Genomic DNA, 15,941 nt, shown 5'->3' with positions numbered 1-15,941 from the left:
TCAGGAATACTATGGTTTACTTTACACTCGCTTATTGTTGTGCTAATGTATTTTATATATCAAAGAAAATATAAATATACATTAGACAATCTTATTTAATTTTCACAACTTAAAATAGAGCATATTTCAACCTCTTATATCATCTGCATATCAACGAGGAGGCTTTATTCCTTATCTAAAGCAAATAATAATTTATGACATTTTTTCACACAATAAAATTCTGAAAAATGACATTTTGAAATACTTTACAAGAATGAACATGACATTTTTTCTTGCTGAAGTTGGTGGTATATTGTTTGAGTTCTGAAAAGTGAGATCATTTAAAATATTGTTTAACTTTTAAATTTTGTTTGTTATGACAACAATCGTAAAAAGAACCAACGGCAGCCTACTCCCTGCCAGTCAGCGTTCAATGTTCGACGATTTTTTCAACCGCGAACTGTTTAATTGGGGTAATAATAACTTTTCTGCTTCTCGCACCACACTTCCTTCCGTTAATATTAAAGAGCTTGAAAAAGCTTTTGAGGTGGAAGTTGCAGCACCGGGAATGAAGAAAGAAGATTTCAGCATTACTCTTGATGGCAACATGCTCACTATTTCATCTTCTAAAGAGGATCAGCAGGAAGAAAAAGACGGTAAATACACCCGAAGAGAATTCAGCTATCAGTCTTTTCAACGCAGCTTCGAGCTTTCAAAAGATGTTGTAGATGACGAAAACATTCAGGCCAGATATGAGAATGGTGTCTTAAGGCTTACCATTCCCAAAAAAGAGAGTGCTCTAGCCCAGTCACCGAGACTGATCGAAATTCAATAATACTTACAGGTTTTCCGGACTATCCGGAAAACCTTTTCATTTTAGATTAAATATTATTTGATTAGAAATGTACAATACCAACCTGTGCTGGCTTAATATTTGTAAATCATTGTCGACAAATAATTATTTTTTACACTATGAAAATTACTCATGATATTAAAGATGACCTTCTGACACGTACAAAGTTGATTGATAACATTGAGGTAGTTTACAAGAAGAAAAAGAAATTCAATGGTGCCTTGGCTGCAGTAAAACATGATCCTTTTGAGGTAAGAATATTGGATGAGGAAACAAAGCAGAATCCTGAGCATCAAATTGATTTTGAAATTGCAGAACAAATTACAATTAAGTTCTTTGATGAAACAATAAAAACTTATCAGGATGAAGTTGATTAAAAACTAAATCCATCATCAACTACCTATTGAGAACTTGGATGTTGATAAGATCAAGTGTTTTAATAATTTTCAACATACAACATTAGCTATTTACTCAACTGAAGCAGGATGTTCATGATTTTAGCATCTTGCTCTAAGTTCTCTTTTTTAATGGACTCAATTATTTTGGCGATAGAAATCACTTCATAATCGGTAAAACCCCACAATGAAATGGTAATATCATTTATCCCTCCGGAACCTTTATCAATCTGCAGAGTTAAATAGTATGTGAAAAATGTGTTGTAGATGACATAATCATGTATATAAATTTTGGGAATTTCAAGAGAATGTCTGATTGATAGGAATTTGTAAAACGATAGTTTTTTTATCGTTAAACAGTCATTATTACTAGCAAATTCCGTGTAGTTTGTAAAGAGTACAAAAACAAGAAGAATCATAATAGTTCCAAGTACAGTTAATTTGAATTCAGTATTAAAATTTAAAAATAATGCTGCAATTAGTAAACAAATAATGCTACTAAAAAGGATTGTCAACAACCTAACTCTTGTACTATTATTAAATTTCATGATTAAGATCCGGCTATTAAATCCAAGAATAACCATAACAAATTATCATATGGTTGATATTTTCATCTAACTGCAAAATTAGATAGCAAAAACTAAAGAAAAAAAATATGCTATTATCATTTTCGGGAATATAATAGCCCTAATCATTTTGCTGATAGTTATTTTTTTGATCCTGAAGATATTTAATAAAAACAGAAGGAGATATTGAGGTTACTTTTTTAAAAATTGTTGCAAACTTATTCTGTGAAGAAAATCCTGCTTCCTCCGCAAGAGTAGCAATTTTATACTTCATATATTCAGGTTCGTTATTGAGTTTTTCTATTATATATTGAATCCGCAATTTATTGATGTAATTATTAAAATCCATCCCTTTGTGGATATTGATGATCCGGGATAAGTACTTTGTATTGGTTTTGCAATAAGCAGCGAGACCCGGCAATGAAATATCATTTTTTAGATATTGGTCTGATTTTTCAAACTTCTCAAGATAATCCAACAATTTTTCCTCCGTCCCAATTGTCATCATCGGAAGATCTTCCACATTCTCCGCAGTGCGATGAGGTGGCGCAGATTCTAATCCTGAATCCTTCAGATTATCACTTTCACTTTCTAAAGCCCGTCTTTTGTTAAGTTCAGCAATAATCGCTTTAAATCTTACATAAGTCCTTTTTTCCGCTTTTTTATAATACAGAAAATAGATACAGAAAACAGCTAACAATATAATAACAAATATAATGACCATGTTTTTGGCACTACTATTATTATTGGCTACAGTGCTCTTTGTTTCAGCATCTTTTAGGGAAGCGTTATAAAATTGGCTCGTCCCAATATCTAGCTGGTCTTGCGCACGATCGTGTTTAAATTTGTATTCCTGTATCTTATTAACGTCCATTTTAGCAAGATATAAACGCTGAGCGGTATCGTATATTTCAGTTTTTAAATTTAGATATTGCGTTTTATCAGCTATTACTCTTGCTTTCTGCAATTCTCTTTCGGCATCTTTAAAATTACCCATATCCATATAAGTATTAGCGATTCCGTTATAAACGAGACCGATTAAAAAAGATTCGGGTAAATTTTTCAGTTGCCTTTCCGCCTCATTATAGTGCTGAAGTGAAGTTTTATAGTCCTTAAGATGATAAAAACAAAGACCTAGCAATTGTTCGTTATTTGCGGTGAAAAAATCATGATTTTTCTTTACGTTTTTTAAAAGCTCTTGTGATGATTTCACATGCAATACAGCTTTCTTAAAATTTTTGTTTTGAATCTCAAAATACGCTTTTTCCTGCATCATCAAACCGACTACCTGTTTTCTTGCAAGACTATCGCCTAACTTTTTACTGCTAGTCATAGCTTCGTCAATATACTTCTTGGAAAGGTCATATAATTTCAGGATGCGGTATTGCGATGCCAGAAAGCCATAAACTCTGACTTTCCAGGATATATCATCTGTTTCAGTAATCGTTTTTTCGGCTAACAGAGCAAAGTCAACAGCTTTTTTGTAATCACCTTTCTGCTGATACAAAGAGGCAGAAAGCATTAGACTTCTTGTTTTTAGTAAAGGATCTGCAGAATTAATGAATAGTGAATCTGCGATTTTCAAAGCTTTATTAAAATCCTTCTGTGAAGTTTCCAAGTAGGTTTTTACATAAATCTTATCAAACTTTTCTTTATCCTGTGAGTGTAAAATTAAAAATAGAAAAAATATAATTAGTGAAAATAGCTTTTTCATCAACTTCTCATTATTTGTGCGATAAAGTTAAAATTTTCCAGCCAAAAGATAAAATAATTCATATTAAATAAGAATCAATATTTACCGATATCGGGAAAGTTTATCATTATAAGGAAAAAAATTACAAGATATTGATATAAAACACATTCTGTAATGGTTATTAAAGTATTCTGCAAGTAATTTCGACCACAAACTTAAATCTTATGTTACCAACGCATTCACATGATTTCATGAAGTTTTTCAGCTAAAATATATTTAAAAACATACATGCTACATTACAATAAATCGAGCAAATCAACTTCAGTATTTTAGTAGACCATTACCACTTTCCTGAATATGGTAATACACAATCTTTCGCTTTCAGTACGCTAATAATAGATTTGCAGTCGTGATTAAATGATCAAAGCTAATAAAATCTAACGCTAAGGCTCAACTGAAAAATACTAAATAATAAACACAAAAACATGTCATTAAGAAATTCTCTCTATTTTTTATGTTTGAGTATAGGTTCACATTTACCTGCTCAAACTGCTTCTAATTATCTCGTTAATCAGACTCAGTCAGCAACAACAAGCAACGTGATAAGAGCCGGATATAATACAGGCACTACAGGATATTTGAGCTCTACAAATTACAATCTTAATTTTGGAAGAACCGGAGCTAATACGGTTGGTAATGTTCCAAAGCTGCAGGCATTTCAATTCAACAGTATGAATTATGTTCCTTTGACTCAATCAGGATCCCTTCCCTATGACAGGATCGTTATTAATCGTAAAGTTAGTTCATCTACCCTCGCACAGAATAGTAACAAATTCACCGGTTTTTTTGAATACAGTCTGATCAATGGTAACAGCATCTATTTTAAAGCAGAATATATTGATAATTTAGAATCACTAATCAACAGTTACGTAATTAATCGAGGGGTTGATAATATATTCTCAAATGCGACAAGCGGGACGTCTAATAATGTCGAAAGAGTAGACCTTATATTAAATGCCGGAGTTGTAATCCCATCTAATGTAAGTCTCAGTAAGCTTGGTGCATTGTTACTCGACAGGGGCGGAAACGACAATTATAAGATAGCGGTTATCACTTCTTTGGATTCAGCAGGAAAGGTTTCCGGAATTGGTAATCTCGTAAGCCGAAGCCAAAGTAATTTTAGCAGTACCGGATATACGCTTACCAGTGTAGTCTTTCAGAATGGAAACGGTGCAAACCCTACCGCAGCTGATAATCTTATAAAGCCGGTTGAAAATATAAGTTTACAGGCAATTTCAGGTGATTTTATTACGTTTTCAGAGATGGGAGTAACTGGCGGGCAGGTTATTTACGGAATTGCGGTATATCCGGGAGATGTTATTCAGGGAACAAATGATCTTATCAATCTTACTGATGTACCTGCCAACACTGATGGTACTGTAAATGGTGGTCTTGACTTTATGGGAGGTGGAGGCTTCTTTGTCGCTTCGGATGTAGCTTCGGGAACAATCACCGGAAATGTTTACCGGGATATTGACGGGAATGCTGCAATCAATGGTAATGGTATGGGATCGGTAATGGCGTTACCTCTTTATGCATATCTTCTTGCACCGAATAATACAATTTTATCGAAAGTACCTGTGAATTCTAATGGGTCTTTTGTTTTCCCATCTACTATCCTTGAAACCAGCAATACTTATAATGTTCTGATTGACACTAGAAACGTCAGTGGAACTTACAGTTTTTCGTCACCTATCTTACCTACTGGTTGGCAAATAGTAGGTGAAGATTTTGGAGTTAATAATCTTTCCGGTAACGGTGTAGAGGGTGGCACTCCCAATCTAAGGATTCCAATTAAATTTAATACCGCAAATCCGGTAATCTCAAATATTAAATTCGGGTTAGCCGCTGCTGAAGATATTTGTACAAAACCCGTCAATGGCTCAAGTTTTAGCTGGAGTTATAACAATAATGCACCCTCAAATCCTGTAACACAAAGTTTCAATCAGCCAGCTGCGAATTATGGTTTCGTACTCGATATTACAAAACTTGATAATTCATTCAATATGGTGATCAACGGAACACCACTTGCCACGCAGGAAATGGAATTTCAATCTAATGGAACATCTGGTATCAATGTACAATTTGTAGATAACAGTAGTTATGAAACAGCTACTTCTTTTATCTACAATATGACAGGAACCGAAACTAATCCGATTATCAGGGTAAATATTAGTCCTACCGGAACAATTACCATGTTTGGAAGCAAAACTTCCGGTGGTCCGCTATTTCCTTTAAAACTCATCAATGGAAACTCCTTTAACACAGTAACCTGGAATCCCACCGGAACAAACACCGTGGTAGCAACTCAAAACGTGGTAGGCGCGACGAATATGTCAGGAAGAGGTTATGGGCTAAACCAGACTTTATGTATTTGTGCTAACCCAGGTGCTGCAGGCACTCCCGTAGGTTATACCAATTTCGGAATCACTACCAAATCAAATGTCACTGTACAAGATTGGCCGAAAACCATTCCCAACGGTCATTTGGCTTTAGATTCAGCAGATAAGGGATTGGTGATTACGCACATGACTACTTTACAGCGAGATGCTTTAGTTCCTCTTGAAGGAATGTTAATTTACAATACTGATTTTGGATGTGTACAGCTCTACAGAGGAAATAATCCTGCAGTCGACAATACAAGAAGAGGCTGGAACTGTATCACTAAAGGATGTAACGAATAAACCATACATATTGACAAACATTATGAAAAAAATAATAAAAATAAGCTTATGTATCGCATTATTAAGCATGTCAAACATAATGCATTCTCAAATTGCGATCGGAAAAACATCGGTTACAAACAGCAGTGTTCTTCTTGAATTTGGAACAGGAAACAAAGGCATTATTGTGCCTTCTGTTCAATCTGTCAATGGAAATACTCCGGGAGCATTTGTCTTCAACACCTCGAGCAAAGCTGTTCAGGTATGGGAGCAACGAAATGCCAACGGAAACGGTGGATGGCTCAATCTAACCGAACTAAATGCCGGAGTTCTTCACTCCTTTAATAATTCGGCATCTGATAGTACTTCTAATGTTGGTGTTATAATCGGCGCATCCACAACAACAAAATCGGGAACATTGGTACTAGAATCAACAACGCGAGCGCTGGTGCTCCCTATCGTTTCAAATCCGCAATCAACCATGATAGGATCTGTGGCCGGAACTATGGTCTACGACGCAACTTCATCTACTATGGCCGTTTATGACGGTGCACAGTGGAATTACTGGAAATAATTGATATATCATATCACTTGACTAAAAACACAATAATTACTATCCCTCAATCACTGCGCATAGCTTAATGCTATTTTTTTCAACTTTGTGTTTTTTCCTTCTCTTCGGAGAGGGCTTTTTTTTGGCTGTATTTTTCAGACAGTATGAGATATCGGTGTAATGTTTTTGGAACATTCCTCCGTGGGCATGGAGTAAATCGAGATTAATGAGCATATTGTACAGGTTAAATTCCAGCAAACTTACTGTTCAATTTCTGTTCAATTTTATGATTCAGATTTGTAATAAGCTAAAGATACTGCCTGAACCTTCCATTCCAAACTGTAATCTTTTCTGATCTTTTCATACGCTTAAAGTTAAAGAGTATAAGAATCGTGTTCTTACAAAGTTATTATATATTTTACCCTACAAAAGATCTAATTAACCTGAGTTCGGGTTAAAGAAAGCTTAAAAATAATTGACCATCATTTACTTTTTTCAAGTTTAATGATGGTTTTTTTGGGAAAAAGCAATATGCTGAAAGACTTCCCAAAATATTCATCATAAAATTATTCACGCTTCGATGTCTGGTGTGTTCCACTTGGCAGTGATTCTTTAATTCATCATTTATCGTCTCAATGATGGCTCTTTTTCGAAGCAAAATCTTGTCTTCCATTTTCATGATATGATTTTTCATATTCTTACGAAGCTTTGTGAAAAGCTGGATTCCATCAGCAAAAAGCATCTCCCAGAGAGCCTTGGAAAGATATCCTTTGTCGGCAAAGAGTTTTCCAAAAAGCTGCTCTGTCATTTTTTTAATATGTTTCGGATTTCGGTCATCAACATTTCCTTTCGTTAAATAAAAAGATAGAAGTTCTCCTTTTTCATTACAAACCAAATGCAGTTTAAACCCATAAAACCAGCCCATTGAAGATTTTCCGCGTTCTGCCAAACCTTTGAAAACTTTATGATTGTGTATCCTTTGGTTTCTACAAACCTTCAAAGTGGTACTGTCCATAAAGCTTATTCCCGTGCATTTACCCAAACATTTTTCTTTCAGAAACAATGCAAAAACCACAAAACTTCTTTGCTGAAGTTCTATAAATCTATTGTAGGAAAGGGCTTTTGGAAACAAATTTTTCCAGTAGCCACACACTATTTCCTGGTAGTAATGCTTAAATGTTTTGTGTGCACCGAGATGAAAACCGATCATGATGGTAATGATTTCAGAATCGGACATCATAGATCTTCTGTTTCTTCTCTTCTTTTGATCTCCCAGCGCCTGAAACTTCATTTGTTTGATTTGGGAATCAAATTCTTTACAAAAATCGTCAACTTGTACAAAAATATTTGTAATTTGGTCTTTCAGAATCATAAGCAATAATTCGTTTAAACATTTGAATGTTAGATACTTAAATGTACGAATTATTGCTTTTTATTGCAAATTTATTTTCAACTCTTATCCCGAACTCAGGTTAATTAATACTGGCGGATCGGTAATGATATTTAAGCAGCAATAAATCAACTGCTAAATTAACAACAACAACTTTATTAGTTAATATATACTTGATATTAGCCTGACACGAATTGACTACTTTTGCCATGCATCAAAACCGTTTGGTGCTTTATAATGGAATATTTTAAAAAAATATATTTAGATTACAAACATCAGGTATACTTTTTTGTCAAAAAGTTTATTTCAAATATGGAAGATGTGGAAGACGTTGTACAGGAGATTTTCGTACATCTCTGGAAACATTCTTCGTCTCTTAAAAATCCTCATACTTTAGAAGCTATTATCTTCAAAACAGCTCAGCAGGAAGTTTCTAATTTTTACAGAAAAAATAAAATGCTCTTCTCTTTTTCAGATGAAAGTTTGATAAAAGACGAAGCCGATTCAGAAAAAACAGATAATGAATTTAAAGAAGAGCAATTGCAAAAAATACAAAATCTTCTTGAAAAAGTTCCAGAACGAAGCAAAACTTTTTTCTATAAAAACAAATTAGAAAAAATAAGCTATTCTCAAATTGCAAAAGAAAATAACATCTCAAAAACAGCTGTAGAAAAGCAAGTCAATAAAGTCATCCGACATATAAAGACCAACCTCAATCTGTTTTAACGAAATATTAAGCAGTTTAAACAAATTATTAAATCCATCTCTTCGGGGTGGATATTTTTATTTTGCTGCGTAATTGTATTTGTATGAAAGATTCTCAAAAATATTTTGAAAAAATTTGGACAAAGGTTTCCGAAGAAAAACAGGAAATGGATTCTGCAACCGATTCCAGAATCTGGAGCGTAATAAACGGGAGAATTAAGCAAAATAATAAGCGAAAATATTATTGGCTGGTTGCGGCTATTTTGGTGCCTTTATTCGGAATTTTGTTTTTTTACAAAGATTTTGAGTCAAAACAACCAAAAATTAGTTTATCAGCAATAGTATTGCAAACCGAGGAATCTTCTAAAACTTTCAGATTGTCTGACAATAGCATTATCACCTTGGAGCCTTACAGTAAATTATCAATCAATAAAGATTTTGGAAAAAAATACAGAAACGTGAAATTTTTAGGAAAAGGCTTTTTCTCGATAGCAAAAAATAAATCTAAACCTTTCATCGTAGATGCAGGCGGTTTCAGTGTTGAAGTTTTGGGAACTAAATTTTCAGTTGATCAGAAATCGGATGAAAAAAAGGTCAACTTATTTGAAGGAAAGGTAAAAGTCAATCACAACGGCAAACTGACTTATCTCCTACCCAATGAAAACTGGAGCACTTCTCCTGCCAAAAAAGATTATCATTATTACGCGGTAACTGCCGTAAAAACTTTCACTTTTGAAAACACAACTTTCGAGGATGCTATAAACGAAATAGAAAATACGTACGGAGCCAAAATAACTTATCCTAACAACATTGCTAAAAACCAGGTATCGGGTTCATTTTCAGGAAATCTGAAAGAAATTCTTTCCATCATCAATTATCCGTTTAATCTAAAAACTACTATTAAAAATGAAAATGAAATAATTCTACATTAAAAAAAACAGCACCAATAATGTGGCGTTATCAGTGCTTGTAATTAATTCAAAACTCGCTTAAGAATAATAAATCAACTCTTCAAATTTATGAAAAAAACTGCAATTTCTATTGCTTTACTCGTCGCTATGGGACTTCCCGTGCAAAATTATGCACAAACCCAGACTAAAATGGCTGTCACCAATAACCAGCGGCAGGTTTCATTAGTCAAAATACTTAAAAAATTAGAGAAATCTACCAAGACCAAATTCTTTTATTCTGCCTCAGATTTTAAAAACATTTGGGTAGATGAAAGCAAAATCAATTATTCATCATTACAGCAAAGTCTAAACTATCTGAAAAAAAGTGTTCCGTTAGATTATCAAATCCAGAATAATACGGTAAGCCTTAGAAAATTAGCTTCCACTAGGTCTTCTTTTGCAGAAAATAATTTAGAACCCAAAAAAGATACTTTAAGCAATCAGGAAAAACAGATAGAAGAAGTTGTAGTTGTCGGTTACGGTACACAGAAAAAATCTATTATCACAGGGTCCGTTTCCGTTGTGAAGGGCTCAACAGCAGAAGGACAACCAGTAATTTCGGCCGGTAATCTTTTACAGGGTCTTGCACCGGGTGTTACGGTCACTACCCAAACAGGTGCGCCAGGAGGTGATGCCGGAAATATAAGAATAAGGGGGATCAACAGTTTTGGAGGTTCAGACAGCAATCCTCTGGTGATTATTGATGGTGTTGCAGGAAATATCAATGATGTCGATGTAAACATGATCGAGTCTATTTCTGTTCTAAAAGATGCTGCTTCTGCTGCCATATATGGTTCCAGAGCAGCGGGTGGAGTTATTCTTGTTACTACAAAACGTGCGAAGGGAAATAAGCTGACTGCTCAATACAGAATGTATACAGGGTGGCAAAGAGCTACAGCAATACCAAAAGTTACGGATGGCCTTACCTACATGAAAGTATTCAATGATGCAAGCATGAATGACAATGGTACAAAGATATACAGTGACGAAGCCATCAATGATTTCAGAAACGAATACAACAAAAATCCAAGCAATTACGACTGGCAAAAAGCGATTCTTCAGGGAAGCGGATTCTTGCAGGATCATTATCTTTCTTTATCCGCGAAATCAGGAATTATAAGTGTATCGCCGTCATTTGGATATTCGAAACAGGAAGGTATTATTAAAAACACTGACTTTACGAGATTTGTTTTCCGTAATAACATGGATATTACCCCGAATGACCAATGGAATATCAGACTCGATATGTCATTCTTAAATAAAGATAGAACACAGATTGCCGATGAAGGAACGGTCTGGAATTATCTTGGAAGAATGCCCACCAACATCCCCATTTATTATGGTGAAAATTATTCTGACGGATGGGTAAAAATCAATCCGGTCGGTTATATCGAAAATGGTGGAAACCGTAAACAGAATAATCTGGAATTTATAGGAAACATGAACATTTCTTACAAACCTACCGATTGGTTAACATTAAAAGGTATGATAGCTCCACGTTATCTTACGACCAATATTCATCTTTTCAGAAAAAGTGTTCCAACTTATTATGAAGACGGAACAGAAGCAGGTTCTGCCAACACTTTTACTGAACTTACAGAATCTGCAAGACGTCAGTTTTACGGAACCTATCAGTTTCAGGCAGACGCAAAAAAAGACTTTGGTAAACACGGTTTTGAGCTTCTTGCCGGAGCTTCAAGAGAAACATATAACGAAAAAATATTATCCGGTTACAGAAGAGATTTTCTTTATGACAACTACGAAGTGATTGATGCAGGTGCAGATAACGAAACCAAAGATAATGCAGGATCAGAATATGAGTGGTTATTGGTTTCTGCTTTTGGAAGATTTAATTATAATTTCGATCAGAAATATTTATTTGAAGCAAATGTAAGATATGACGGTACATCGAGGTTTATCGGCAAAAACCGTTGGGCAGTTTTTCCGTCATTTTCTGCGGGTTGGGTGGTTTCGAGAGAAAACTTTTTCGAAGGTTTAAGAGGAACGATCAGCCAGTTAAAATTCAGAGGATCTTGGGGAAAACTGGGAAATCAGAATATCAGTTCTTCGTATTATCCTTTTTCAGAACCTTTATCATTGGGAAGCACTTCAATGAACGGAGTTGTATATCAAACGATCCAGCAATTAATCATGTCTAACCCTGATCTGAAGTGGGAAGAAACTACAATGTCAGGTCTGGGTGTCGATTTATCTTTATGGAGAAAGTTAGACCTTACTTTTGATATTTACAATAAAAAAACTGATGGAATTCTTTTAAGATTAAATACTTCTCAGCTTACAGGTTTGGAAGCACCCGTACAAAATGCTGCAACAGTAAGCAACAAAGGTTGGGAAATCGGTGCGCAGTACAATGAAAGATGGGGAGACTTTAAAATGAATATTGGTTTTAATCTTTCTGACGTTAAAAATGAAATCGTTGACATGAAAGGTCAGTCTTCCGGAACGCTTCTTCGTCAACAGGTTGGATCTTCAGTAAATTCTATTTATGGATTTATTGCTGATGGATTATATCAAAGTCAGGCAGAAATTAATGCCGGTCCTACACAATTTGGAACTTTAAAACCCGGAGATATCAGATATAAGGATATTGCCGGAGCTTTTGATGCAAACGGAAATCCAATCGGGGACGGAAAAATTACAGATGCTGACAGAACCATTATCGGAAGTACTGTACCAAGATATACTTATGGGTTTAATATGGGTTTATCTTATAAAGGTTTTAAATTATCCGCATTGATACAGGGTGTTGGTAAAGTTGACGGTTATTTAGATTCACATTATGTCATTCCTGCGGTTAACTCAAGTGCTGTGAAACCTTGGCAATTGGATTATTGGACACCTGAAAATACCGATGCTGAATTTCCACGTGTTTCCCTTACATCAACAAACAACACACAAAACTCGACCAAGTGGATGAGAAGTGCAGCGTATATGCGTCTTAAAAATGTACAGATCGGATATGAATTACCTAAATCTTTTACTGAGAACACATTTCTGCAAAGCATCTATCTCTATCTAAATGGACAAAATCTCTTGACTGTCACTGATTTTTATGAAGGATATGATCCTGAAATTAATTATAATCTTGGGAGTTCTGACGGCGTCGCTTTGGGAGGTGGAAATTATTATCCACAGGTAAAAACCGTTTCGTTTGGTATTGATGTTAAATTTTAATTCTAAAAAAAAAATGAAAAACTTTTTAAAAATATCTCTTTTAGCCATAATCACTTCGTGCTCAAGCGCCGATATGGATTTAGAACCACTTAACGGGCCAACATCCGAAACTTTTCCCGCATCTTATGACGAAGGAAAAATGGGTCTTTTTGCTGCATACAGAAACTTAAGTACAATCGACGCTGCGAGTACGCCGATCTGGCATGTGATGGATAATATTACGGATATCGGATATGCAAGACCTGGAACCAACTACACCTCTCCTATCACGAGTTCTATTACCACGACCAATGCATTAACCATAAAACCATGGGAAATTCATTATAAAACAATTGCAAGATGCCACGCAGTTCTCGATAAATTAGATGAAATTGCAGGACTTACCGCTGCGCAAAAATCTGAGCTTGATTCAGAATTAAGATTTATTCGTGCTTATGCCTATTCTCAATTGATCGAACTTTACGGTGATGTTCCATTAATAAAATCATCAGTTACGCTTGAAAATGCTAATGTTGCAAGAACACCTGTTGCAGAAATTCAGCAGTTTATTATTGCAGAACTTGGAGCAGTTGCACCTCAACTTCCTATTTCACAATCACAATATGGAAATGTGCGCGCATCCCGTATAGCAGCTTTAATGCTAAAAGCAAGAGTAGAGCTTTATTCTAAACAATACGCCGCCGCCGCCGTTACTTCAAAACAGGCTTTAGACGCAGCAGCAGGAGTTTATAGCTTAACACCTTTTAATGCTTCTGTGAATTACGTTGGTAAAGATCATACCGTTGGAGAGCCTGATCCGAGTAATATATTTGGACATAATGGTTTTTCAGCAAGTAAAGAATGGATTTGGGTTGCTGAATTCAATATGAATGTACCCGGTTATCTTCATAATCAGCAATATTATGCAGCGTCTCGTTTGGGCAAAGGCGTTTGCTACTGGGGACCCACCCAAAATCTTATCGATTCTTATCAGATGATCGATGGACTTTCAATCATAGATTCTCCTTTATACGATAATGCAAATCCATTTAAAAACAGAGATCCACGTCTGGATATGTATGCTGTACGACCACATTCTAGGTATCTTGGGTATCAATTTGAGCCCCACACTTCTTTCACAAAAGTAAACAACTATTGGTCGGCAGGAGCACCAACACAAGTGAACAATGCTGATGCAACGAACGCCTATCGTTCTTTCAGCGGCTATCTCTGGAGAAAGACAGTTGATATTGCTGACTTTAATTCTACATCGGTAAGTGGAAATTCAGATTTAAATGTTGGGATTTTCAGATTATCAGAATTAATGTTGATTTACGCAGAAGCAAAAATTGAGTCGAATCAGTTGGATAATTCGGTTTATGATATGATTAATCAGATCAGATTGCGTGCGAAAATGCCGGCTTTACCGACCGGAATGTCACAGGCTCAATTGAGAAAAGCCCTTCGATACGAAAGAAAAGTAGAACTGGCAAATGACGGATTGAGATGGTATGACATCAGACGTTGGGGCATTGCAAACACCGTGATGAACGGATATTTATACCTAAACCGTAACGGAAATAACTGGACAAAATCTGTAATAACAGGTTTTGATGAAAGCGCGAATCCTATTTATAATCATTCACAAGCTTCAGCATCTTTCTCAACACAGCAAGTGGTGTACACGCCAAATAAAGATGAATATTGGCCGATACCACAATCAGAAATGGACGCAAATCCATTATTAAAACAAAACCCTGGTTATTAATTTTAAAGAAAAATTATGAAGAAGAATATATCAATATTGCTTTTACTACTGTCTGCAGTGATTTTTGCACAGGACAAATTTCAGACTCCAAAATTAGATAATGAAAAATCATGGAGCATCATCCTGATACCGGACACCCAAAACTATGTGAAGTGGAACAGAAACCAGCCTGTTCTAGATTTGATGGTAAGATGGATTGAGGATAATATTTCTCCGTTAAATATTAAAATGGTTTGTCAGGTTGGTGACTTGGTGGAACATAATAACATACTTAATCAAGGATATGATGGCGACCAAAGTGCAGATGACCAATGGAAATCTGTGCAGTCAATCTTAGGAAGGCTGAATGGAAAAGTCCCTTACGTTGCTGCAACGGGAAATCATGATTTTAGTATTAATGAAGAAGGCAGAAGATTTTCTCGTTACAACGAGTTTTTTCCGTCTAATTTTAATTATTTAAATCAGAAATATTTAGCACAGAACTTTTTTAATGATGCCGGTGCTCCAAGCATGGAAAATTCTGTTTTAGAATTGAAAGGATTAAATGGCCAGGACTATTTATTTCTCAGCCTTGAATTTGCGCCAAGAAATAAAGCATTGGAATGGGCTAAAAAAGTATTGGATATGCCTCAATACAAAAACCATAAATCAATTTTAATCACCCACGCCTTTTTAAATGAAAAAGATAAGAGAACTGATAAAGCAAATTCGTGGTTTATGTATGAGCCTTTTCTAATAAACAATGTTCCGCAAAAATCAAAAACCATCGTACTTCCGGAATCTAATAACGGAGAACAAATATGGAAAAAGCTGATAGAGCCGTCTCAAAATCTCCAATTGGTATTAAGTGGCCATATTTCAGGAGAAGGTTTTCGTGTAGATCACAACAGTTATGGGAAAAACGTGAATCAGATGCTTTTTGATATGCAAAGTGAAGGTGGTGGTCATCGTGATGGTAACGGAGGTGATGGCTGGCTGAGAATTATTGAGTTCTATCCGGATAATAAAACGGTAAAAGTGAAAACATATTCTCCTCTTTTCGGTATTTCGCCAATTACCCAAAAATATGCTTATAAAACAGATTCAAGAAACGAGTTTACTTTCAAACTTTCAGAATAATAAAGTCAAATTATAATTGTTCAATTACTTATATTTTCAGCACAGAACATATAGTTTGCGATATAAGAAGTTG

The 15,941-nt window shown here is 35.2% G+C and carries 12 protein-coding genes; 9 read left to right on the top strand and 3 right to left on the bottom strand.

Features of this window, described 5'->3' with window-relative positions:
• The first annotated feature begins 412 nt into the window (after positions 1 to 412).
• Positions 413 to 814, top strand: a complete 402-nt coding sequence (locus EG358_RS11145; RefSeq protein WP_228421266.1) for an Hsp20/alpha crystallin family protein — start codon at positions 413 to 415, stop codon at positions 812 to 814.
• Between the two features lie 137 nt (positions 815 to 951).
• The gene (locus EG358_RS11140; protein ID WP_076558063.1) at positions 952 to 1,209 is read left to right on the top strand and encodes a hypothetical protein; all 258 of its coding nucleotides are present in this window, start codon (positions 952 to 954) and stop codon (positions 1,207 to 1,209) included.
• Positions 1,210 to 1,295: 86 nt separating this feature from the next.
• On the opposite strand, the gene EG358_RS11135 is transcribed toward EG358_RS11140, so the two are convergent.
• Both EG358_RS11135 and EG358_RS11130 read right to left on the bottom strand, forming a co-directional pair.
• The gene (locus EG358_RS11135; RefSeq protein WP_123890098.1) at positions 1,296 to 1,646 is read right to left on the bottom strand and encodes a hypothetical protein; all 351 of its coding nucleotides are present in this window, start codon (positions 1,644 to 1,646) and stop codon (positions 1,296 to 1,298) included.
• Positions 1,647 to 1,914: 268 nt separating this feature from the next.
• Complete coding sequence (locus tag EG358_RS11130) at positions 1,915 to 3,507, bottom strand: helix-turn-helix domain-containing protein (protein ID WP_076558057.1); 1,593 nt, start codon at positions 3,505 to 3,507, stop codon at positions 1,915 to 1,917.
• Between the two features lie 464 nt (positions 3,508 to 3,971).
• Between EG358_RS11130 and EG358_RS11125 the strand changes: the two genes are divergently transcribed.
• The gene (locus tag EG358_RS11125) at positions 3,972 to 6,230 is read left to right on the top strand and encodes an autotransporter outer membrane beta-barrel domain-containing protein (RefSeq protein WP_123890096.1); all 2,259 of its coding nucleotides are present in this window, start codon (positions 3,972 to 3,974) and stop codon (positions 6,228 to 6,230) included.
• Positions 6,231 to 6,252: 22 nt separating this feature from the next.
• Entirely contained in the window at positions 6,253 to 6,783 is a 531-nt protein-coding gene (locus tag EG358_RS11120) for a hypothetical protein (RefSeq protein WP_076558053.1), read from the top strand.
• Between the two features lie 433 nt (positions 6,784 to 7,216).
• Here the strand turns inward: EG358_RS11120 and EG358_RS11115 are convergent, their stop codons facing one another.
• A complete protein-coding gene (locus EG358_RS11115; protein WP_394337935.1) occupies positions 7,217 to 8,134 on the bottom strand; it encodes an IS982 family transposase in 918 nt (305 codons plus the stop codon).
• Between the two features lie 255 nt (positions 8,135 to 8,389).
• Here EG358_RS11115 and EG358_RS11110 point away from each other — a divergent pair, with 255 nt between their 5' ends.
• The 5 genes from EG358_RS11110 to EG358_RS11090 all read left to right on the top strand — a co-directional run bounded on the left by EG358_RS11110 (position 8,390) and on the right by EG358_RS11090 (position 15,868).
• Positions 8,390 to 8,878 carry an RNA polymerase sigma factor gene (locus EG358_RS11110; RefSeq protein WP_076562903.1) on the top strand — a complete coding sequence of 163 codons (489 nt, stop codon included), beginning with the start codon at positions 8,390 to 8,392 and terminating at the stop codon, positions 8,876 to 8,878.
• An 83-nt stretch (positions 8,879 to 8,961) separates the two neighbouring features.
• A complete protein-coding gene (locus EG358_RS11105; protein WP_076562901.1) occupies positions 8,962 to 9,789 on the top strand; it encodes a FecR family protein in 828 nt (275 codons plus the stop codon).
• An 87-nt stretch (positions 9,790 to 9,876) separates the two neighbouring features.
• Positions 9,877 to 13,002, top strand: a complete 3,126-nt coding sequence (locus EG358_RS11100; protein ID WP_228421471.1) for a SusC/RagA family TonB-linked outer membrane protein — start codon at positions 9,877 to 9,879, stop codon at positions 13,000 to 13,002.
• 13 nt (positions 13,003 to 13,015) lie between these two features.
• Positions 13,016 to 14,749, top strand: coding sequence for a RagB/SusD family nutrient uptake outer membrane protein (locus tag EG358_RS11095; protein ID WP_076562907.1), 1,734 nt, complete (start codon positions 13,016 to 13,018; stop codon positions 14,747 to 14,749).
• A 15-nt stretch (positions 14,750 to 14,764) separates the two neighbouring features.
• Positions 14,765 to 15,868, top strand: a complete 1,104-nt coding sequence (locus EG358_RS11090; protein ID WP_076562900.1) for a metallophosphoesterase — start codon at positions 14,765 to 14,767, stop codon at positions 15,866 to 15,868.
• Positions 15,869 to 15,941: the final 73 nt, after the last annotated feature.

The sequence above is a fragment of the Chryseobacterium indoltheticum genome (assembly GCF_003815915.1).
Taxonomy (GTDB): domain Bacteria; phylum Bacteroidota; class Bacteroidia; order Flavobacteriales; family Weeksellaceae; genus Chryseobacterium; species Chryseobacterium indoltheticum.
This window is presented reverse-complemented; position numbering and strand designations above follow the sequence as displayed.

Coding starts and splice junctions, on each gene's coding strand:
- EG358_RS11125 (WP_123890096.1), top strand. CDS start 3,972: ATGTCATTAAGAAATTCTCTCTATTTTTTATGTTTGAGTATAGGTTCA.
- EG358_RS11135 (WP_123890098.1), bottom strand. CDS start 1,646: ATGATTCTTCTTGTTTTTGTACTCTTTACAAACTACACGGAATTTGCT.
- EG358_RS11115 (WP_394337935.1), bottom strand. CDS start 8,134: ATGATTCTGAAAGACCAAATTACAAATATTTTTGTACAAGTTGACGAT.
- EG358_RS11100 (WP_228421471.1), top strand. CDS start 9,877: ATGAAAAAAACTGCAATTTCTATTGCTTTACTCGTCGCTATGGGACTT.
- EG358_RS11145 (WP_228421266.1), top strand. CDS start 413: ATGTTCGACGATTTTTTCAACCGCGAACTGTTTAATTGGGGTAATAAT.
- EG358_RS11130 (WP_076558057.1), bottom strand. CDS start 3,507: ATGAAAAAGCTATTTTCACTAATTATATTTTTTCTATTTTTAATTTTA.
- EG358_RS11110 (WP_076562903.1), top strand. CDS start 8,390: ATGGAATATTTTAAAAAAATATATTTAGATTACAAACATCAGGTATAC.
- EG358_RS11120 (WP_076558053.1), top strand. CDS start 6,253: ATGAAAAAAATAATAAAAATAAGCTTATGTATCGCATTATTAAGCATG.
- EG358_RS11090 (WP_076562900.1), top strand. CDS start 14,765: ATGAAGAAGAATATATCAATATTGCTTTTACTACTGTCTGCAGTGATT.
- EG358_RS11140 (WP_076558063.1), top strand. CDS start 952: ATGAAAATTACTCATGATATTAAAGATGACCTTCTGACACGTACAAAG.
- EG358_RS11105 (WP_076562901.1), top strand. CDS start 8,962: ATGAAAGATTCTCAAAAATATTTTGAAAAAATTTGGACAAAGGTTTCC.
- EG358_RS11095 (WP_076562907.1), top strand. CDS start 13,016: ATGAAAAACTTTTTAAAAATATCTCTTTTAGCCATAATCACTTCGTGC.